The following is a 19,630-nucleotide window of genomic DNA, read 5'->3' as shown; positions in this document are numbered from 1 at the left end:
CTGGTTTGATTGAATCTCGTTGCCTCGGGCGCGATCGGCTCGCGAACGTCAAGGGTTCGCGGCGCAGCGCGCGGCAGGGCGGCCCGATCGGCAGTATGCCCGCAAAGGTGTCGCCATCATAGCCGCTGCGCGCGGCGCACGCGAAAACGCCGCGGCCGGGCCGCGGCGTTGCGGGGGAAGCGGACGCGGCGGAGCCGCGCCGGAGCGTCAGATGTGGAGCCGGGTGACCTTGGTGCCGTTCACCGACAGGTCGCCCATCAGGCCCGCGTTGGTCAGCACCAGCACCTCGACCGGTGCGGTGGCCGTGTTGGAGTCGACCACGCCGTTCGCGCCGACCTTCACGACCGCGACGGAAGCGTCGGCGCCGGCCGACCAGCCTTCGGACTTGCGGAACGAGTCGAGCGCATCCTGCGTCATGAACAGGAACACGATCGCCTTCGATTGCGCGCCGGCCTGCAGGCCGACCGACAGCGACGACGTGTTGTAGTAGCCGACGGTGCTGCCGCCGACGCGCAGTGCGCCGTTGCCGGACTGGCCGCCGACGATGAGGCCGGCCTGCAGCACGTTCGGAAACACCAGCACGCCGCGCGACTTCGCGACGAGCTCACGCGAGCCCGGTACCGTCGAATACAGGCGCGACAGCGTCGCGTTCACGCTCGCGTCGATCGACTCGCGTTTCGACGCGCTGGCTGATGCACTCTCGGGTTTGTCAGGCGTGGTGGTGCAACCGGCGAGCGCGAGACTGCCGAGCATGACGGCGGCGGCGGCTTTCATGCCGAGGGATTTCTGCATGGCGATGCTCCTTCGTTGTCGGGTTGAGGACGGGCGGGGCGGGCAGCGGGGCGGCCGGCCCTGTTCAACGGCGGGCGAGCAGCAGGCCTGCGACGAATGCCAGGCCCGCAACGACGCCCGCCGTCTGCCACGGGTTGTCGTGCACGGCTTGCGACACGCGCTCGGCCGAATCGCGCAGCCGGGCGGCCGCGCTGCCCGACGCGTAGTCGAGTGCGCTGCGCGCTTCATCGAGCCGTGACTGCACGCGCTTGCGCAGCGCGGCGATATCGCCGTCGCCGTCGCTCTTCAGCAGGTCTTCCAGTTCATCGACCAGCCCGCGCAGATCGTCGGTCACGTCCGCGTGCAGATCGCGGGCGGCCGAGCGCGCCGTGCGGCCCACGCGCCGGCCGGTGCGACGGATGTCGGACAGGCCGCGGTCCAGCTTGTGTTCGATCGAGTCGGTGAGCGCCATGGTGTTTATCCTCCTTCGATTTGATTTGCAGACCCATTTGAAGATAAGACGAATCCCAGCAACCAGTGTGATTCACATCAGCCAATTGAGTTTCGAGACAAATTTTCAATTCGTCGGCAAGTTTCCCGGGAAGCCCCGCGCGATGGGGCGGGGCGACGGTTGAAAAAATTTCGCGATCGAGCGAGGCGAGGCCACTGCACGACGTGAAAGCCCGGTAAATATGGCACCGCCCGGCGTGTCAGGTAATTAGTGCCGTTGCACGCGTCGTGTTGATGCAATTGCACTCATCGCCATTTCTTCATCGAGCAGGGTTTGTGCCCGCGGCCGGTCAGGTGGTGCCTTCCTCCAGCGCAAGGTCGATGACGACGGGATCGTGATCCGACGAACGGTATGCATCAGGTGCGTAATAGGCAGCCTGTTGCACCGGGGTTTTGTAATCAGGCACGGATTGCAGTGCAATCGGCTCATCGGCGTTGATGTGCCAGGCATGCACGGCCTTCACACGGGCGGCGAGCGGCGACGTGGCGAGTGCGTGGTCGAGGTTGCCTGCTTCGCCGCGAAATACGTAGCTGTAGCCGGCATTGCCGACGAAGCGGGCGACGAGGTTGGTGTAGCCGCGCGATTCGAGCGTGCGCAGCGGGTCTTCCTTCGCGTAGCTGTTCAGGTCGCCGATCAGCAGCACGCCGTCGGCTGCGGCACCGGTCGGCGACGTGGCGAGCCAGGCCGCGACGCGTTCGGCCGCCCGCGTGCGCGTCGCATTCCAGCAGCCCTGGCCGTCCGACTGGTCGAGATCCGGGCCGGTGGCGTGCGGACAGTTCTTCGACTTCAGGTGGTTGACCGCGACCGTGAACGCGCGGGTGCCGCCCATGCGACGGAACGTCTGCGCGAGCGGCGGGCGATTCCGGCCGCCGAGCACGACGGTCGCGGCACGCCCGACGGGCTCGATCGTCCGGCTGTCATACAGCAGCGCGACCGCGATCGCATCGCGGCCGAGCCGTGCGGTGCCGGGGTCGACCACGCGCCAGCCGCCGCCGAGCCGGGCCGCGAGCCGCTGCACGGCGCTCGCGGGGCCGTGGCCGTTGTTCGCGATTTCCATCAGGCCGATCACGTCGGCGCGCAACGCACGCAGCGCGGCCACGATCTTCGCTTCCTGCCGCGCGAAGGCGGCGGGTGTCTTCGCGCCGCGGTTGGCCGGATCGTCGAAGCCGCTGCCCGTGCCGTCGCCGTTGAAGTAGTTGAATACGTTGAACGACGCGACCCGCACGTCGGCTTGCGGATGCCGTGCCGGCGCATCGGTTCGCGGATTCGACGCCGCGTCGAAGACCGGCACCGCGGACGGTACGGGCTGCAGTCGCCACGTGCCGTAGCGCTTTTCGAGCACGCCTTCGATGCCGCGCACCGTGTAGCCCGCACGCAGCGTGTTGGCGGCGCTCAGCGCAGGCGGCGGATAGCGGGCGGTTGCGGGGTTCACGCGGGGCGAACCGTCGTCGAGCACGATGCGGTTGCGGGCATTGGCCGCCGCCTGCGCGGCGGCTTCGGCCGGCGGCACCACGTGAGTCGGCATGTACAGGCGGCCATGGCTGAGCACGATGCTGCCGTAGCGGCCGAGCGCGTAGGTATCGCTGACCGTCAGCGTTTGTGGAAAGCGCACCCGCATGCCTTCATGCGCGGCGAATACGGACTCGCTGTCGACCGGCAGCATCAGCGTTGCCGGCGTGACGGTCTGTCCGCGCGCGCAGACGGCCACGTGGCCCGACAGCGCGAGCTGCGTCCGGCCGTACTTCTGCTCGATCCTGCCGGTGATGTGCACGCGCTCGCCCGGGCGGGCGCGCGCATTCGGCGCATGGACGAACAGGCCTTCCGGGACGCCCGGCCGGTGCCGTCGCTGCGCGTCCGCCTGCTGGACGAAGAAACCGCCGAAGCCGTCGGTGCCGCCGAATGCCGCGGTGACGACTGCTTCGATCGACGTGGTGTGCCCGGCCAGCGGCGACCGGCCGCCGGGGTGCCGGATGTCGGCGATCGGCGTGGCGGCGCCGCCGCAGCCCGCGCTGACCGGCAGCGCGGCGGCGGCGGGCGCGGCGGAAAGGGCGAGCGAGGCGGCAAGCGCGAGCGGCGGCAGCAGGCGTGACATGGAGCGGTCCACAGGAAGAGAATTCGAAGGTTCGGGAAAGCATCTTGACGGCAAAATCGCGTGCGGCGACCAAAATGGCCATCAGGCCAGTGCCGAACGGCCAACGATGACGGCAGGGCCGGCCGGGGCTGTTACGCTTCGCACCTGACGTGTCATTCCGGCCCGCGATTCGAATGCTTGCGTGCACGGCCCCTACAGGAGATCTCCATGTCCTACATGCTGTTGATTGTCGAACCGACCGGCCAGCGCGCCGAACGCACGCTCGAAGACGGGCAGGCGCTTTATGCACGGATGGTCGATTTCGCCGAGACGCTGAAGGCGCGCGGCGTGCTGCGCGGCGTCGAGTCGCTGGAGCGCTCGGAACGCGCGACGCGCGTGCAGGTGCGCGACGGGGAGACGCGCCTCGTCGACGGCCCGTTCGCCGAGGCGAAGGAAATGGTCGGTGGCTTCTTCATCGTCGACGTCGCCACGCGCGACGAAGCGATCGAGATCGCGCGCCAGTGCCCGGCTGCGCAATGGTGCACGGTCGAAGTGCGGGCGGTCGGCCCGTGCTTCCAGTGACGGCGGCACCCTGGTATTTACCCTGATTCATCGCGCGGCACGTCGATCCGGCAGCCTGCCGCCCGTCGTCCGGATAAGGCGCGGATGAACGGGCGCCCCTTTTCACCGACGACAAGGAGTGAACGATGCGATTCATGATCATGATCCGGGCGAATGCCGTCAGCGAATCCGACGCTTTGCCCGACAACCGGCTGGTCGAGGCGATGACGGTCTATCACGAGGAGCTGGCCAGGGCCGGCGTGCTGCTCGATGCGAACGGCCTGCGGCCGAGCGCGCGCGGCTGGCGCGTGCGGTACACCGGCGGCAAGGGCACGGTGGTCGACGGCCCGTTCGCGGAGACGAAGGAACTGATCGCCGGCTATACGCTGATCCAGGTGCGCTCGCGCGACGAGGCGCTCGAATGGACGCGCCGGTTCCCCGCGCCGTTCGGCGCGGAGATGGACTGCGAGATCGAGGTGCGGCCGCTGTTCGAGCTCGACGACCTCACGCCCAGCGACGCGGTCGAACGGTTCCGCGAACTCCACGTCGGGCGCAACAACGCCGCCTGAATGCCCGCCTGAATCCAACCCCACCGGGAGCATCCGTCATGCACAAGATGGTTTTCATCAACCTGCCCGTAGCCGACCTGCCGCGCGCGAAGACGTTCTACCAGGCGCTCGGCTTCGAGGTCGTGCCGGCCTATACCAACGATCAGGCCGCCTGCCTGAAGATCAGCGACACGATCTTCGCGATGCTGCTCGTGCGGCCGTTCTTCCAGACCTTCACCGACAAGACGATCGTCGATCCGGCGACGCACGTGCAGGTGTTGTCGTGCCTGTCGTGCGAAAGCCCTGCCGAAGTCGACGAAGTCGTCGCGAAGGCGCGTGCGGCCGGCGGCACCACGCCGCGTCCGCCGATGGAATACCCGGGCATGTACGGCCACAGCTTCGCCGATCCGGACGGCCACGCATGGGAGCTGATGTACGTGGCGCAGGACGCGTCCGCGCAGGGGCACGCGTCGTGACGCGTGAGGCGACTCACCGTGCGATCGAAGCGGTCTGGCGAATCGAGGCGCCGAAGATCATTGCCCGCGCCGCGCGCGTGGTGCGCGACGTCGGCGTGGCCGAGGAACTCGCGCAGGACACGCTCGTCGCGGCGCTCGAGCACTGGCCCGTCGACGGCGTGCCCGACAACCCGGCTGCGTGGCTGATGACGGCCGTGAAGCGGCGCGCGCTCGACCGGGTCAGGCAGGAGTCGCTGCACGCGGCGAAGCGCGACCAGCTCGGGCATGAAATGGACGCGCTCGAGGCGCACGTCGTTCCCGACATCGCGGAGGTGCTCGCCGATGCGCGCGACGACGATATCGGCGACGACCTGCTGCGGCTGATCTTCACGTCGTGCCATCCGGTGCTGTCGACCGATGCGCGCGTCGCGCTGACGTTGCGGCTGCTCGGCGGGCTGACCACGAGCGAGATCGCGCGTGCGTTCCTGTCGCCCGAGCCGACGATCGCGCAGCGCATCGTGCGCGCGAAGCGCACGCTTGCGGCGGCGCGCGTGCCGTTCGAGGTGCCGTCCGCCGGCGCGCGGCCCGCGCGGCTCGCGTCGGTGCTCGAGGTGATCTACCTGGTGTTCAACGAAGGCCATGCGGCAACCGCCGGCGACGACTGGACGCGCCCGGCGTTGTGCGACGAGGCGCTGCGTCTCGGCCGCGTGCTGGCCGGGCTCGTGCCGGACGAAAGCGAAGTGCTCGGGCTCGTCGCGCTGATGGAACTGCAGGCGTCGCGCATGCATGCGCGGACCGATGCGCAGGGGCGCCCCGTGCTGCTGCTCGACCAGGACCGCAGCCGCTGGGATCCGCTGCTGATCCGGCGCGGCCTCGCGGCGCTCGATCGGGCAACGCAGCTTGGCGGCGTGCGCGGCCCGTATGCGCTGCAGGCCGCGCTGGCGGCGTGCCATGTACGCGCGCGGCAGGCGTCGGAAACGGACTGGGCGCAGATCGTCGCGCTGTACGACGCGCTCGCCGAAGTCGCGCCGTCGCCGGTCGTCGAGCTGAACCGCGCGGTGGCGGTGGGGATGGCGTTCGGGCCTGCCGCGGCGCTGGAGATCGTCGACGTGCTGCGCGACGATCCGGCGCTCGCGCGCTATCACTGGTTGCCGAGCGTGCGCGGCGACCTGCTCGCGAAGCTCGGCCGCGCCGACGAGGCGAAGGCCGAATTCCGCCGCGCGGCGGAGTTGACCCGCAACGAGCGCGAAAGGGAATTGCTGCTGAAGCGCGCGACAGACGCGTGACGTGTAACAAGCGACGCCGGTGCGCATGCACCGGGCGTCGCGCCGACCGCCGACCGCCGACCGCCGACCGCCGACCGCCGACCGCCGACCGCCGACCGCCGACCGCCGACCGCCGACCGCCGACCGCCGAACCCGCCGGCGACCCATTCCGACCCGTCAACCGTTCCCCGTTCCCGTCCGCCGCTATCGCCCGGATTGAAAAAGCCTATTGGGGGATGCGAACGCCAGCGCCTAGATTGAAAAGCACGACGCGTGCACGTCTGGCGTACGCATCGTTCCCCACATACATCATCGGCCGGCTTCGCACGCGGTCGCGCCGACTCGTACGGAGGCGCAAATGGCTCAACTCAAGGGCAGCAAGACCGAAGAGAACCTGAAGGCCGCGTTCGCGGGCGAATCGCAAGCGAACCGGCGCTATCTGTATTTCGCTTCGAAGGCGGACGTCGAAGGCCAGAACGACGTCGCCGCGCTGTTCCGCTCGACCGCCGAAGGCGAAACCGGCCATGCGCACGGCCACCTCGAATACCTCGAAGCAGTCGGCGATCCGGCGACGGGTTTGCCGTTCGGCCCGTCGCGGCTGAACCTCGAATCGGCGATCGCCGGCGAGACGCACGAATACACCGACATGTATCCGGGCATGGCGAAGACGGCACGCGACGAAGGTTTCGACGAAATCGCGAACTGGTTCGAGACGCTCGCGAAGGCCGAACGCAGCCACGCGAACCGCTATACGAAGGCGCTGGACGCACTCGTCGACTGACGCGGGCGCCGCAAGGCCGCACGGCCGGCCGGGCATTGCCCGCGGCCGGCCGTCTGTTGATCGCTGCCCGCATCGTGCGGGCGGCGCGCCCGCGCGCATGCGCGCCACGCTGGAGCGCCCCATGCCCCACAAGGAAGGCAGTCTCGAAGCCCCGACCCGGCATCCGCTCGACTGGCAGTCCGAAGCGTTCTACGACCAGGCCGCGATCGATGCGGAAATGACGCGCGTGTTCGACATCTGCGCCGGGTGCCGCCGCTGCGTATCGCTGTGCGGCGCGTTTCCGAGGCTGTTCGATCTCGTCGACGAAACGCCGACGGGCGATATCGAGGAGGTGCCGAAGGAGGCATTCGGCAAGGTCGTCGACCAGTGCTACCTGTGCGACCTCTGCTACATGACGAAGTGCCCGTACGTGCCGCCGCACGCATGGAACGTCGATTTCCCGCACCTGATGCTGCGTGCGAAGGCCGCGCGCTACCAGCGCGGCGAAGCGCCGCTGCGCGACAAGGTGCTGTCGAACACCGACGCGCTCGGCCATTTCGCGGGCATCCCGATCGTCACGCAGACGGTGAACGCGGTGAACCGCACGCCGCCCGCGCGCCACGCGCTCGAGGCGGCGCTCGGCGTCGATCGCAACGCATGGCTGCCGGAGTTTGCGCCGCGCAAGTTCCGGCGCGCAGCGAAACGCTCGGACGGCCCGCCGGTACGCGACGGCGAACGCACGCCCGGCAAGGTCGCGATCTACGCGACGTGCTACGTGAACTTCAACGAGCCGGGCATCGGCCACGACCTGCTCGCGATCCTCGCGCACAACGAGATCCCGTACGAGCTCGTCACGCGCGAAGCCTGCTGCGGGATGCCGCTGCTCGAGCAGGGCAATCTCGCGGGCGTCGCCGCGAAGAAGGCCGTGAACGTGCCGGTGCTGGAGCGCTATGCGCGCGAAGGCTATGCGCTGATCGGCGCGATCCCGAGCTGCGTGCTGATGTACAAGAGCGAACTGCCGCTGATGTTCCCCGGCGACGAAGCCGTGCGCGCGGTGGCCGACGCATTCTGGGATCCGTTCGAATACGTGATCGCGCGGCATCGCGACGGTTTGCTGAAGACCGATTTCAAGCAGGGCCTCGGCACCGTGTCGTATCACGTGCCGTGCCATGCGCGCGTGCAGAACATCGGCCGCAAGACGGCCGACGCGCTGTCGCTCGTGCCCGATACGCGCGTCAACGTCGTCGAGCGCTGTTCGGGGCACGCGGGCACGTTCGGCGTGAAGAAGGCGTTCCATGCGGACGCGATGCGGATCGGCGCGCCCGTGTTCAAGGCGATGGCCGAGCCGAAGCCCGATTTCGTGTCGTCGGACTGCGCGCTCGCCGGCCATCACATCGTGCAGGGCATCGACGACAAGGGGCTGCCCTCCGCGCCGCTCGCGCATCCGCTGACGCTGCTGCGCCGTGCGTACGGCATCTGAGACGGCCGCCCGGCGAACACACCGACGACATCCGAGGACATCCCATGACGCTGACCCGCGACTCGCTGCTGACGCTCGAAGCGTACGCGAAGATCCGCAGGACCGAACACGCGCGGCTCGTCGCGTACAAGCGCCGCCGCGCGGTGGCGCTCGGCAACCATCTGCGCCTCCTGTTCGAGGACGAGACCACGATCCGCTACCAGATCCAGGAGATGCTGCACATCGAGAAGATCTTCGACGAGGCGGGCATCGAAGGCGAACTGGAAGCCTATCTGCCGCTCGTGCCCGACGGCTCCAACCTGAAGGCGACGCTGCAGATCGAATACGAGCACGAGGCCGAACGGCGGGCGGCACTCGCGCGACTGATCGGCGTCGAGGATCGTGTGTACCTGCAGGTCGACGGGCATCCTGACGTGTATGCGATCGCCGACGAGGATCTCGATCGCGACAACGCGGAGAAGACCTCGGCCGTGCATTTCGTGCGCTTCGAATTGAGCGGGGCGATGCGCGCGGCGCTCAAGGACGGCGCGACGCTGTCGATCGGCTGCGACCATCCGGCCTATACGTTGCCGCCGCAACGCGTGGACGCGGACGTGGCCGCGTCGCTGGCCGGCGATCTGCGCTGACGCACGGCCGCGCGTGGCCGTGCGCATCGCCTGTTCGGCACGTCGTTCCAACCCGAATCACGCTCATCCGGCCGACCGTTTCCCGAGGATGTAACAGACGGGCTGCGCTTGCATGCCGGGAAACAATGTGCATTGCACGTCAGATCGCTTTCATCGTTCGCAGAGAAACAATAAAAAGATTGTGCACGGAGAAAATTCAGTCCATTGGAATTTGAATGATTTACCGATCCGTGAATATCTTGTTACGAAATTTTCCCTGATTTACCGATTTTAGGCGGCAATTCCCGCAATTGTTGCCGTCAAGGGTCGGAACACATCGGGAGGCCCGCCGGCCGGGGCGCGGTCGCACCCCGCAGAGCCCCGCCAGACGGGGCTTCCCGGCGTCGCGCATAACGATCGCGTAAAAAAATTCAAGCGTAAATAGATCACGCATCCATGGCAGGTTGTTTCAGTGCGTAACATTAAGTCATTGTCATATTGAGATAAACCCTGAGGATGGTATGCTTCGTGCACAAAAATTCCCACATTGGAGTGAGACCGTGATTTGTGCGCCATTGCCGGGAATGGCGGCACCGCGAAAGTGCGGTGCCGCGCCGGCATGCACAACAATCGGATAACCATAATGTGCAACCGGGGCGCCCCGTGACGCGATGCGTGACGACGGCGCCGACAATCGCAGCCCCGGCCTGGCTGCGTGGAGAAATCAACTATGTTCTTCGATGAGCTTAACGATGAAGAGTGGTTTCGTCTTTCAACGCTGATCGCGGATGAACCCATCCGGCTGAACCGTCGAGGCCGTCCGCGCGCCGAACCGCGCGTCGTCGCCAACGCGGTTCTCTGGATCCTGACGACCGGTGAAGCGTGGTCCAAACTGCCCGGGCGCTATCCGTCCGGGCCGACGTGCCGCCGCCGCTACGAAGAGTGGCTCGCGAACGGCACGCTGCTGCAGATGATCGACGTGCTGACCCAGTTCAGCGGGCGCACGTTCGCGTATGTTCCGCCGCCGCCGGTGCCGGTCGCGCCGGCATGCCGTGCGGAGCCCGTGCCCGACAACGATCGTCTGCGCGGCGTGTTCTGGCAGAACCCCGAGTCGTGGCAACTGCCGGTCGCGCAGGCAAACGTTTGGGAGGGCGAGGGCGCGACGCTGACCGCGATGTCGAACGCCGGCGCGGACGCGTCGTCCGGTTCGTCGTTCGCGGTACCCGGCGCGCAGCCCGCGGGGCTGCGCCACGGGCGTCCGTCCGCCGCGAGCTTCGCCGCGGCCGAACCGCAAGTCGACGAGTATCGCGGCTACACGGTCTACGGCAGCGCACAGCCGGTGCAGAACCTGATGTACCGCGCGTGGGCCGAGATCATGCAGGACGACCGGCGCGTCGAGCGCTCGGGCCTGATCGGCCCGCGCTTCACCGACGCGGACGAAGCGGAGCAGTACGCGCTCGACTGGGCGCGCCAGTGGATCGATCGTCATGGTGCGAGCGACGAGCCGGTGCGTGCGCCGCAAAGCGAAGTGCTGGCCGGCCTGTCCGCGCTGGCGCGTGCCGAGTCGGACATCAAGCGCTTCATCGCCGAGCGTCGCGCGGGTGCGCTGTCCGAGGGCCGCAACGACCCGGTGCAGTCGGATCGCCGCGAGTATGCGTACCGCGTAGGTTGATCGTCATCCGAACGAAAACGCGCGGGTCGTCGTGTGTCACGGCGCCCGCGCGTTATTCCTTGTCTCCCCCATGCCCGTGATGCCGGGCGCGCCGTCGAGACGGCGCGCCCGGCATGCGCTGCGTCACTGGCGTCCGTAGGTGTCGTCGAAGCGGACGATGTCGTCCTCGCCGAGATACGCGCCCGATTGCACTTCGATCAGCTCGAGCGGCATCTTGCCCGGGTTCTCGAGACGGTGCGACACGCCGAGCGGGATGTACGTCGATTCGTTTTCGGACAGCAGGAAGGTTTCGTCGCCGCGCGTGATGCGCGCGGTGCCGCGCACGACGATCCAGTGTTCGGCGCGGTGGTGGTGCATCTGCAGCGACAGTCGCGCGCCCGGCTTCACGACGATGCGCTTCACCTGGAAGCGCTCGCCCATGTCGACCGAATCGTAATGACCCCACGGGCGGTGGACCTTGCGGTGATCGGTCGCCTCCGCACCGCGCTCGGCCTTGATGCGTCCCACGATCTTCTTCACGTCCTGCACGCAGGACTTGTCGGCGACGAGCACGGCGTCGGGCGTTTCGACGACGACGAGATTCTGCGTGCCGACGCACGCGACGAGCCGGCTTTCCGAATGCGCGAAGGTCGATTCGGCGTTCTCGAACAGCACGCGGCCGCGGCCGACGTTATCGGCATCGTCCTTCGGCAGGATCTGCCAGATCGCGTCCCACGAGCCGACGTCCGACCAGCCCGCATCGAGCGGCACGACGACGCTTTCGCACAGCTGCGGCAGGTTCGCGAGCGGCTCCATCACCGCGTAGTCGATCGAGTTCGACGGCGACGCGGCGAACGCGTCGCGATCGACGCGGAAGAAGTCGCCGTCTTCCTTGCCGCGTGCGACGGCCTGCTCGCAGGCCGTGTAGATTTCGGGTTCGAGCTGGCGGATCGCGTTCAGCCACACCGACGCGCGCACGATGAAGATCCCGCTGTTCCACCAGTATTCGCCGGACGCGACGTACTGCTGTGCGAGTTCGAGATGCGGCTTCTCGACGAAGCGGTCGAGGCGGCGCACGTCGAGGCTGCCGGTGGCGGCGTCGCCGAGCGGCGCGCCGACGCGGATGTAGCCGTAGCCCGTTTCGGCGCGGCCCGGCACGATGCCCATCGTCGCGATCTTGCCCTGGGCCGCGCAGTGCACGCCGGCCGCGACCGCCGCATGAAAGCGCGGCTGGTCGGCCACCGCGTGGTCGGCCGGCATCACGGTCATCACGGCGTCGCCGCCGCGGGCGACGATCCGCAGCGCGGCGAGCGTCAGCGCGGGCGCGGTGTCGCGGCCGAGCGGCTCGAGCATGATCGATGCGCGCTTGCCGGTCAGGCGCAGTTGTTCGGCGGTCGTGAAGCGGTGATCCTCGCCGCACACGATCAGCACGTCGTCGTTCAGCGGATGACCGGTCGTGAGGCCGTCGAGCCGCAACGCGGTGGATTGCAGCAGCGAATGATCGCCGAGCAGGCCGATCAGCTGCTTCGGATAGTGTTCGCGCGACATCGGCCACAAACGCGTGCCCGAACCGCCGGCAAGGATCACCGGCTGCACCGCGACGCGCACACTGGCGTCGGTTGCGGCGGAAGAAGAAGGGCGCGTATCGGCTGCCACGGCCGGAGCATTCATGATGACACTCTCCTCGATTGAAGTCAGTGCCTGTTTGTAGCATGAAGTAAATCGACAATAAAACCGGACGCCTTGCACGATATTCGTCGCGCACTTCGTCGCGCACGTATCCGGGAAAATTTTCCGCGATAGCATCGGATGCAAACAAAAAAATAAAAAATAATTCGGGCAATCGGGCTGACGTCCCGTCCTGCAAGGGGCTGGCGGGAACCGTAAAGTGTTCGAAAAAATCCCGATTCGCGCTCGTTTCGGGAAAACGTGCCGATTTAATTCAAGAATTTCGCGGCAAGAATTTCCGATTATTTTTCGAAATACTTGTGCGCTTGAGGAGAGATTTTCTTGTCGCTTCAATAGCGTCATGCAACGTTTGAATCGAATGTGCGGCACGGGCGGCACAAGGAGCTGTTCGACAAACGCCTGTTCAAAGAGGAAGCGAACATGTTGAGCGTGCTGGCGAGAGTCATCGATATCGCGATGGTCGTGTTGGGGGCGTTGATCGCCGCCACGCTGCACGGCGGCAGCATCTGGCTCAACGACCTGCAGCGCACGACGGTATTGTTCGACTGCCTGCTGGTCGTGGTGTTCTTTCCGGCGATCGGCATCTATCAGTCGTGGCGAGGCAAGCGTCTCGTCGGGCTGGTGGGGCGCGTGGCGTTCGCGTGGCTGGTGGTCGAGCTCGCGGGCATCCTGATGAGCTTCAGCTTTCACCAGTCGGGCGACCTGTCGCGGCTGTGGCTGGGTTACTGGGCGCTCGTGACGATGGCGCTGCTCGTCGGCTCGAAGGCCTGCGTGCACGTCGTGCTGCGACAGCTGCGGCGCGGCGGCTACAACCTGAAGGCGGTCGCGATCGTCGGCGGCACGCCGGCCGCGCGGCGGCTGATCGCGCAGATGCGGGCGCGTCCGGAAGCGGGCTTCAACCCGGTATGCGTGTACGACGAAAGCGAAGTGCCGGGCGAGGTCGCGCTCGACGACGTGCGCATCGAGCGGCAGTTCGAATCGCTGGTGTGGCTGGTGCGCAGCCGCGCGATCAGCGAGCTGTGGCTCACGCTGCCGATCACGGAGGAGCGCCGGATTCACCAGATCGTGACGGTGTTCCGCCACGACTTCGTGAATATCCGTTTCATTCCGGACGTGCGCACGCTGTCGTTCTTCAACCAGGAAGTGGTCGAGGTGCTCGGCGTGCCGGCGATCAACCTCGCGGCGTCGCCGATCACCGACGTGCGGATCCTGCCGAAGTTCGTGTTCGACCGGCTGTTCGCGCTGGCGGCGCTCACGGCGCTCGCGCCGGTGATGGTGCTGATCGCCTGCCTGATCAAGTTCACGTCGCGCGGGCCGGTGTTCTTCCGCCAGAAGCGCAAGGGGATCGACGGGCACGAGTTCGAGATCTACAAGTTCCGCTCGATGAAGGTGCATCAGGAAGTCACGGGGCAGGTCACGCAGGCGACGAAGAACGACTCGCGCGTGACGCCGGTCGGCCGCTTCCTGCGCCGCACGAGCCTGGACGAACTGCCGCAGTTCATCAACGTGCTGAAGGGCGAGATGTCGGTCGTCGGCCCGCGGCCTCATGCGCTCGCGCACGACGACATCTACAAGGATCTGGTGAAGGGCTACATGTTCCGCTACCGGATCAAGCCGGGCATCACCGGCTGGGCGCAGATCAACGGCTTTCGCGGCGAGACCGACCAGATCGAGAAGATGATGGGACGCGTGAAGCTCGATCTGTACTACATGCAGAACTGGTCGTTCTGGCTCGACATCAAGATCGTCGTGCTGACGCTCTGGAAAGGCTTCACCGGCAGCAACGCTTACTGACGCGGAACGCGCGCAGACACTCCGGTTTTACGAATTTCGAATCATTGGTCACGAGGTCCGACATATCATGAATCTGACTATCATCGGCAGCGGTTACGTAGGTCTTGTCACCGGCGCCTGTCTCGCCGACATCGGGCACGACGTGTTCTGTCTCGACGTCGATCGGGCGAAGATCGACGTCCTGAACAGCGGCGGCGTGCCGATCCACGAGCCGGGCCTCAAGGAAGTCATCGCGCGCAACCGCGCGGCGGGCCGCCTGCGCTTCTCGACCGACATCGAGGCCGCGGTCGCGCACGGCGACGTGCAGTTCATCGCGGTCGGCACGCCGCCCGACGAGGACGGCTCGGCCGACCTGCAGTACGTGCTCGCGGCGGCGCGCAACATCGGCCGTTACATGAAGGGCTTCAAGGTGATCGTCGACAAGTCGACGGTGCCGGTCGGCACGGCCGAGCGCGTGCGCGCGGCAGTCGCCGAGGAACTCGCGAAGCGCGGCGACGACGACCAGATGTTCTCGGTCGTGTCGAACCCGGAATTCCTGAAGGAAGGCGCGGCGGTCGACGATTTCACGCGGCCGGACCGCATCGTGATCGGCTGCGACGAAGACGTGCCGGGCGAGCGCGCGCGCGAACTGATGAAGAAGCTCTATGCGCCGTTCAACCGCAACCACGAACGCACGCTGTACATGGACGTGCGCTCGGCCGAATTCACGAAATACGCGGCGAACGCGATGCTCGCGACGCGCATCTCGTTCATGAACGAGCTTGCGAACCTGGCCGACCGCTTCGGCGCGGACATCGAGGCCGTGCGCCGCGGGATCGGCTCCGATCCGCGCATCGGCTATCACTTCCTGTACGCGGGCTGCGGCTACGGCGGCTCGTGCTTCCCGAAGGACGTCGAGGCGCTGATCCGCACCGCCGACGAGCACGGCCAGTCGCTGCAGATCCTGAAGGCCGTGTCGTCGGTCAACGCGGCGCAAAAGCGTGTGCTCGCCGACAAGATCGTCGCGCGCTTCGGCGAGGACCTGACGGGCCGCACGTTCGCGATCTGGGGCCTGGCATTCAAGCCGAACACCGACGACATGCGCGAAGCGCCGAGCCGCGAGCTGATCGCCGAGCTGCTGTCGCGCGGTGCGCGCATCGCCGCGTACGACCCGGTCGCGCAGCAGGAAGCGCGCCGCGTGCTCGCACTCGATCTCGCCGACCACCCGAGCTGGCTCGAACGCCTCACCTTCGCCGACGACGAGGCGCAGGCCGCGCGCGATGCCGACGCACTCGTGATCGTCACTGAATGGAAGGCGTTCAAGAGCCCGGATTTCGCCGCGCTCGGCCGCCAATGGAAGTCGCCGGTGATCTTCGACGGCCGCAACCTGTACGAGCCGGAGACGATGAGCGAGCAGGGCATCGAATACCACCCGATCGGCCGCCCCGGCTCGCGCCAGGCCGTCGCCGCCCGCGTGCCGGGCGCCGCGCGCGCGAACGCCTGACCCGCGCGTCGCCGTTACCCGTAACCCGATTCGAGCTGCCATGTTCCGGAACATCCTGATCGTCTGTCACGCGAACGTCTGCCGCAGCCCGGCGGCGGAAATGCTGTTCAAGTCGCACGCGGCGTCGCGTGGCGGCCCGCGCGTGACGTTCCACTCCGCCGGTGTACGGGCGAACGACGGCGACGGCATCGATCCGGTGATGCGGCAACTGCTCGCCGAGCGCGGCGTCGACGCGACGCCGCACCGGTCGCGGCGGCTGTCGCGCCGGATCGTGCGCGACGCCGACCTGATTCTCGTCAGCGAGCGCGAACAGATCAAGGCCGTCGAATCGGTCGATCCGTTCGCGCGCGGCAAGGTCCACCTGCTGGGCAAGTGGGAGGACGCCGAGATCGCGGATCCGCATGGCGGCCCGGAGGCCGACTATCGCGAGAGCTACTCATTGATCGAACGTCTGGTTCAAGGATGGCTGCAAAAACTATGCTGAAACGTCCCATGCGCCCGCTGGCGCTTGCCGTCGCGATGACGACATTCCTGTCGGCCTGCGCGACCGCGCCCGGCAACTATCTCGACTCGTCGAACCTGAAGGACGAAGGCCGGCAAGGCCAGGCCGAAACCTATCCGGTTCATTACATCGACGCGAAGCTGGTGATGGATCAGCTGCAGAAGCAGCAGGTCGAGCACCCGCTGCCGCCGGGCCGTTACACCGATCCGTCGCAGTACGTCTACCGCGTCGGCCCGCAGGACATCCTCGGCGTCACGGTGTGGGATCACCCCGAGCTGACGACGCCGCAGGGCCAGTCGTTCTCGAGCGGCGGCAACACGACGCAGTCGGTCGCGGGTGCGCTGCAGCAGCCGTATACGACTGCGCTGCCGGGTCAGGCCGATCCGTACGGCCAGACCGTGGCCGCCGACGGCACGATCTTCTTCCCGTTCGTCGGCCGCATCCGCGTGGCGGGCAAGACGGTTGCACAGATCCGCGAGCAGATGGCGTCCACCCTCGCGCGCTACGTGAAGAATCCGCAGCTCGACGTGCGCGTGCTGTCGTTCCGCAGCCAGAAGGTGCAGGTGACGGGCGAGGTGAAGCAGCCGGGCCCGCTCGCGGTGAGCGACGTGCCGCTGACGCTCGTCGACGCGATCTCGCGCTCGGGCGGCTCGACCAACGAGGCCGACCTGCAGCGCGTGCGCCTGACGCGCGAAGGCAAGCTCTACACGCTCGACGCGAACGGCGTGCTCGATCGCGGCGAAGTGAAGCAGAACGTGATGCTGCAGCCGGGCGACATCATCAACGTGCCGGACCGCAGCGACAGCCGCGTGTTCATCATGGGCGAGGTCAAGACGCCGGTCACCGTGCCGATGCTCAAGGGCAGGCTGACCCTTGCCGATGCGCTGACGTCCGGCGGCGGCATCCTCGACACCGATGCGAACCCGCGCAAGATCTACGTGATGCGCGGGATGCATGACAACCCGACGAAGCCGGAAGTGTTCCGTCTCGACATGACGCAGCCGGATGCGCTGATGCTGTCGAGCCGCTTCCCGCTTCAGCCGCTCGACGTCGTCTATGTCAGCACGGCCAGCTCGGTGCAGTTCAACCGTGTGCTGCAGCAGGTGTTGCCGACGATCCAGACGATCTTCTTCATGCGGCAAATCACGCGCTGATAGCCCGCCGGGGCGGCGCCTCCGCCCCGGCACCACTCAAGCGGGAACGAACGGTGAACACGCAAGCGAAACACTCCTACGCGGATCTGACCGCGAAAACCGAGGAAGAGGACGTCGTCCTCGGCCAGCTGCTCCAGGTGCTCATGGACGACATCTGGCTGCTGCTCGGCATCGCGGTGACCGTCATCGCGCTCGCCGGCCTGTACTGCTACGTCGCGAAGCCGGTCTATCAGGCCGACGTGCACGTGCGGGTCGAGGGCAACGACAACACGTCGCAGGCGCTCACGCAGACGCAGACGGGCGCGATGATCAACAGCGGTCCGCAGCAGGCGCCGACCGATGCGGAAATCGAGATCATCAAGAGCCGCGGCGTCGTCGCGCCGGTCGTCGAGCAGTTCAAGCTGAACTTCTCGGTCGTGCCGAAGGCGCTTCCGGTGCTCGGCAGCCTGGCCGCGCGCATCGCGACGCCGGGCGAGCCGTCGCGTGCCTGGTTCGGCCTGCGGTCGTACGCATGGGGCGGCGAAGTCGCCGACATCGACACGATCAACGTCGTGCCGGCGCTCGAAGGCAAGAAGCTGACGCTGACGGCCGGCCCGAACGGCACCTACACGCTGGTCGACCAGAACGGCAACCGTCTTCTGTCGGGCCGCGTCGGCGAATCGGAGCAGGCAGGCGGCGTGACGCTGCTCGTGCAGAAGCTCGTCGCGCGTCCGGGCACGCAATTCACGGTGGTCCGCTACAACGATCTCGACGCGATCGGCGGCTTCCAGTCCGGCATCCAGGTGAGCGAGCAGGGCAAGCAGACGGGCGTCGTGCAGATCTCGCTCGAAGGCAAGAATCCGGACCAGACCGCCGCGATCGCGAACGCGCTCGCGCAGTCGTACCTGAACCAGCACGTGATCGCGAAGCAGGCCGAAGCGACCAAGATGCTCGACTTCCTCAAGGGCGAGGAACCGCGCCTGAAGGCCGACCTCGAGCGCGCGGAAGCCGCGCTGACGCAGTACCAGCGCACGTCCGGCTCGATCAACGCGAGCGACGAGGCGAAGGTCTACCTCGAAGGCAGCGTGCAGTACGAGCAGCAGATCGCCGCGCAGCGCCTGCAGCTCGCGTCGCTCGCGCAGCGCTTCACCGATTCGCATCCGATGGTGATCGCCGCGAAGCAGCAGCTCGCGGAGCTGCAGGGCGAGAAGGACAAGTTCAGCAACCGCTTCCGCAGCCTGCCGGCGACTGAAGTGAAGGCCGTCCAGCTCCAGCGCGACGCGAAGGTTGCCGAGGACATCTACGTGCTGCTGCTGAACCGCGTGCAGGAACTGTCGGTGCAGAAGGCCGGCACCGGCGGCAACATCCACCTCATCGATTCGGCGCTGCGCCCGGGCGACCCGATCAAGCCGAAGAAGGTGCTGATCCTGTCGGCCGCCGTGTTCCTGGGCCTGATCCTCGGCACCGGCGTCGTGTTCCTGCGCCGCAACCTGTTCCAGGGCATCGAGGATCCGGACCGCGTCGAGCGTACGTTCAACCTGCCGCTGTACGGGCTGGTGCCGCAAAGCGCCGAGCAGGTGAAGCTCGATGCCATGGCCGAGAAGGGCGGCGGCCGCGCGCGGCCGATCCTCGCGAGCCTGCGCCCGAAGGACCTGAGCGTCGAAAGCATGCGCAGCCTGCGTACCGCGATGCAGTTCGCGATGATGGATGCGAAGAACCGCGTGATCGTGCTGACCGGCCCGACGCCGGGCATCGGCAAGAGCTTCCTGACGGTCAACCTCGCGGTGCTGCTCGCGCATTCGGGCAAGCGCGTGCTGCTGGTCGACGCCGACATGCGCCGCGGGATGCTCGACCGCTACTTCGGCCTCACCGCGCAGCCGGGCCTGTCCGAGCTGCTGAGCGATCAGTCTTCGCTTGAAGAGGCGATCCGCGAGACGCCGGTGCCGGGCCTGTCGTTCATCTCGGGCGGCACGCGCCCGCCGAACCCGTCGGAGCTGCTGATGTCGACGCGTCTGCCGCAATACCTCGAAGGGCTCGGCAAGCGCTACGACGTCGTGCTGATCGACTCGCCGCCGGTGCTGGCGGTGACCGACGCGACCATCATCGGCCGCATGGCCGGCTCGACCTTCCTGGTGCTGCGCTCGGGCATGCATACCGAAGGCGAGATCGCCGACGCGATCAAGCGCCTGCGCACTGCGGGCGTCGATCTGGAAGGCGGGATCTTCAACGGCGTGCCGCCGAAGGCACGCGGCTACGGCCGTGGTTATGCGGCCGTCCACGAATACCTGAGCGCCTGACCGCATTGCACGAAACCGGGCCGGCGCGCGCAGCACCGGCCCGGCCGACTGGAG

The 19,630-nt window shown here is 67.2% G+C and carries 17 protein-coding genes; 13 read left to right on the top strand and 4 right to left on the bottom strand.

From position 1 onward, the window contains the following. Positions 1 to 207: 207 nt before the first annotated feature. The 3 genes from DIE21_RS02445 to DIE21_RS02435 all read right to left on the bottom strand — a co-directional run bounded on the left by DIE21_RS02445 (position 208) and on the right by DIE21_RS02435 (position 3,374). Positions 208 to 792: a YSC84-related protein gene (locus DIE21_RS02445; protein ID WP_124495685.1), complete on the bottom strand. Its 585-nt coding sequence runs from the start codon at positions 790 to 792 to the stop codon at positions 208 to 210. A gap of 64 nt (positions 793 to 856) precedes the next feature. After that, positions 857 to 1,243, bottom strand: a complete 387-nt coding sequence (locus tag DIE21_RS02440) for a YqjD family protein (protein ID WP_124495683.1) — start codon at positions 1,241 to 1,243, stop codon at positions 857 to 859. A 328-nt stretch (positions 1,244 to 1,571) separates the two neighbouring features. After that, on the bottom strand, positions 1,572 to 3,374 hold the full coding sequence (locus DIE21_RS02435; RefSeq protein ID WP_124495681.1) for an ExeM/NucH family extracellular endonuclease: 1,803 nt from the start codon (positions 3,372 to 3,374) through the stop codon (positions 1,572 to 1,574). A gap of 207 nt (positions 3,375 to 3,581) precedes the next feature. On the opposite strand from DIE21_RS02435, the gene DIE21_RS02430 reads away from it, so the two are divergent. The 8 genes from DIE21_RS02430 to DIE21_RS02390 all read left to right on the top strand — a co-directional run bounded on the left by DIE21_RS02430 (position 3,582) and on the right by DIE21_RS02390 (position 10,699). Next, a complete protein-coding gene (locus DIE21_RS02430; RefSeq protein WP_124495679.1) occupies positions 3,582 to 3,935 on the top strand; it encodes a YciI family protein in 354 nt (117 codons plus the stop codon). A 125-nt stretch (positions 3,936 to 4,060) separates the two neighbouring features. Then, positions 4,061 to 4,483, top strand: coding sequence for a YciI family protein (locus DIE21_RS02425; protein ID WP_124495677.1), 423 nt, complete (start codon positions 4,061 to 4,063; stop codon positions 4,481 to 4,483). Positions 4,484 to 4,521: 38 nt separating this feature from the next. After that, positions 4,522 to 4,938 carry a VOC family protein gene (locus DIE21_RS02420; RefSeq protein ID WP_124495675.1) on the top strand — a complete coding sequence of 139 codons (417 nt, stop codon included), beginning with the start codon at positions 4,522 to 4,524 and terminating at the stop codon, positions 4,936 to 4,938. Beyond that, a complete protein-coding gene (locus tag DIE21_RS02415; protein ID WP_124495673.1) occupies positions 4,935 to 6,203 on the top strand; it encodes an RNA polymerase sigma factor in 1,269 nt (422 codons plus the stop codon). The genes DIE21_RS02420 and DIE21_RS02415 overlap by 4 nt, the downstream gene beginning before the upstream one ends. Before the next feature lie 337 nt (positions 6,204 to 6,540). After that, the gene (locus tag DIE21_RS02410; protein ID WP_124495671.1) at positions 6,541 to 6,963 is read left to right on the top strand and encodes a rubrerythrin family protein; all 423 of its coding nucleotides are present in this window, start codon (positions 6,541 to 6,543) and stop codon (positions 6,961 to 6,963) included. A gap of 121 nt (positions 6,964 to 7,084) precedes the next feature. Continuing rightward, complete coding sequence (locus tag DIE21_RS02405) at positions 7,085 to 8,422, top strand: heterodisulfide reductase-related iron-sulfur binding cluster (protein WP_124495669.1); 1,338 nt, start codon at positions 7,085 to 7,087, stop codon at positions 8,420 to 8,422. A gap of 44 nt (positions 8,423 to 8,466) precedes the next feature. After that, positions 8,467 to 9,048 carry a DUF3501 family protein gene (locus tag DIE21_RS02400; RefSeq protein ID WP_124495667.1) on the top strand — a complete coding sequence of 194 codons (582 nt, stop codon included), beginning with the start codon at positions 8,467 to 8,469 and terminating at the stop codon, positions 9,046 to 9,048. Between the two features lie 709 nt (positions 9,049 to 9,757). Beyond that, positions 9,758 to 10,699, top strand: coding sequence for a transposase (locus DIE21_RS02390; protein ID WP_124495665.1), 942 nt, complete (start codon positions 9,758 to 9,760; stop codon positions 10,697 to 10,699). 123 nt (positions 10,700 to 10,822) lie between these two features. Here DIE21_RS02390 and DIE21_RS02385 read toward each other — a convergent pair whose 3' ends face one another. Beyond that, positions 10,823 to 12,349 (bottom strand): mannose-1-phosphate guanylyltransferase/mannose-6-phosphate isomerase, encoded by a 1,527-nt coding sequence (locus DIE21_RS02385; RefSeq protein WP_124495663.1) that lies wholly within the window; start codon positions 12,347 to 12,349, stop codon positions 10,823 to 10,825. Positions 12,350 to 12,787: 438 nt separating this feature from the next. On the opposite strand from DIE21_RS02385, the gene DIE21_RS02380 reads away from it, so the two are divergent. The 5 genes from DIE21_RS02380 (at position 12,788) to DIE21_RS02360 (ending at position 19,576) form a co-directional block, all read left to right on the top strand. Then, positions 12,788 to 14,161 (top strand): undecaprenyl-phosphate glucose phosphotransferase, encoded by a 1,374-nt coding sequence (locus DIE21_RS02380; RefSeq protein ID WP_124495661.1) that lies wholly within the window; start codon positions 12,788 to 12,790, stop codon positions 14,159 to 14,161. A 67-nt stretch (positions 14,162 to 14,228) separates the two neighbouring features. Then, entirely contained in the window at positions 14,229 to 15,644 is a 1,416-nt protein-coding gene (locus DIE21_RS02375) for a UDP-glucose/GDP-mannose dehydrogenase family protein (RefSeq protein ID WP_124495659.1), read from the top strand. A gap of 40 nt (positions 15,645 to 15,684) precedes the next feature. After that, a complete protein-coding gene (locus DIE21_RS02370) occupies positions 15,685 to 16,128 on the top strand; it encodes a low molecular weight protein-tyrosine-phosphatase (protein WP_124495657.1) in 444 nt (147 codons plus the stop codon). Further along, entirely contained in the window at positions 16,122 to 17,300 is a 1,179-nt protein-coding gene (locus DIE21_RS02365) for a polysaccharide biosynthesis/export family protein (protein WP_124495655.1), read from the top strand. The genes DIE21_RS02370 and DIE21_RS02365 overlap by 7 nt, the downstream gene beginning before the upstream one ends. Positions 17,301 to 17,353: 53 nt before the next feature. Then, a complete protein-coding gene (locus DIE21_RS02360) occupies positions 17,354 to 19,576 on the top strand; it encodes a polysaccharide biosynthesis tyrosine autokinase (RefSeq protein WP_124495653.1) in 2,223 nt (740 codons plus the stop codon). Positions 19,577 to 19,630 lie beyond the last annotated feature (54 nt).

The sequence above is a fragment of the Burkholderia sp. Bp9140 genome, from assembly GCF_003853425.1.
Lineage (GTDB): Bacteria > Pseudomonadota > Gammaproteobacteria > Burkholderiales > Burkholderiaceae > Burkholderia.
Note: the sequence above shows the minus strand (reverse complement) of the source record. Positions and strands in the feature narration are given on the sequence as shown.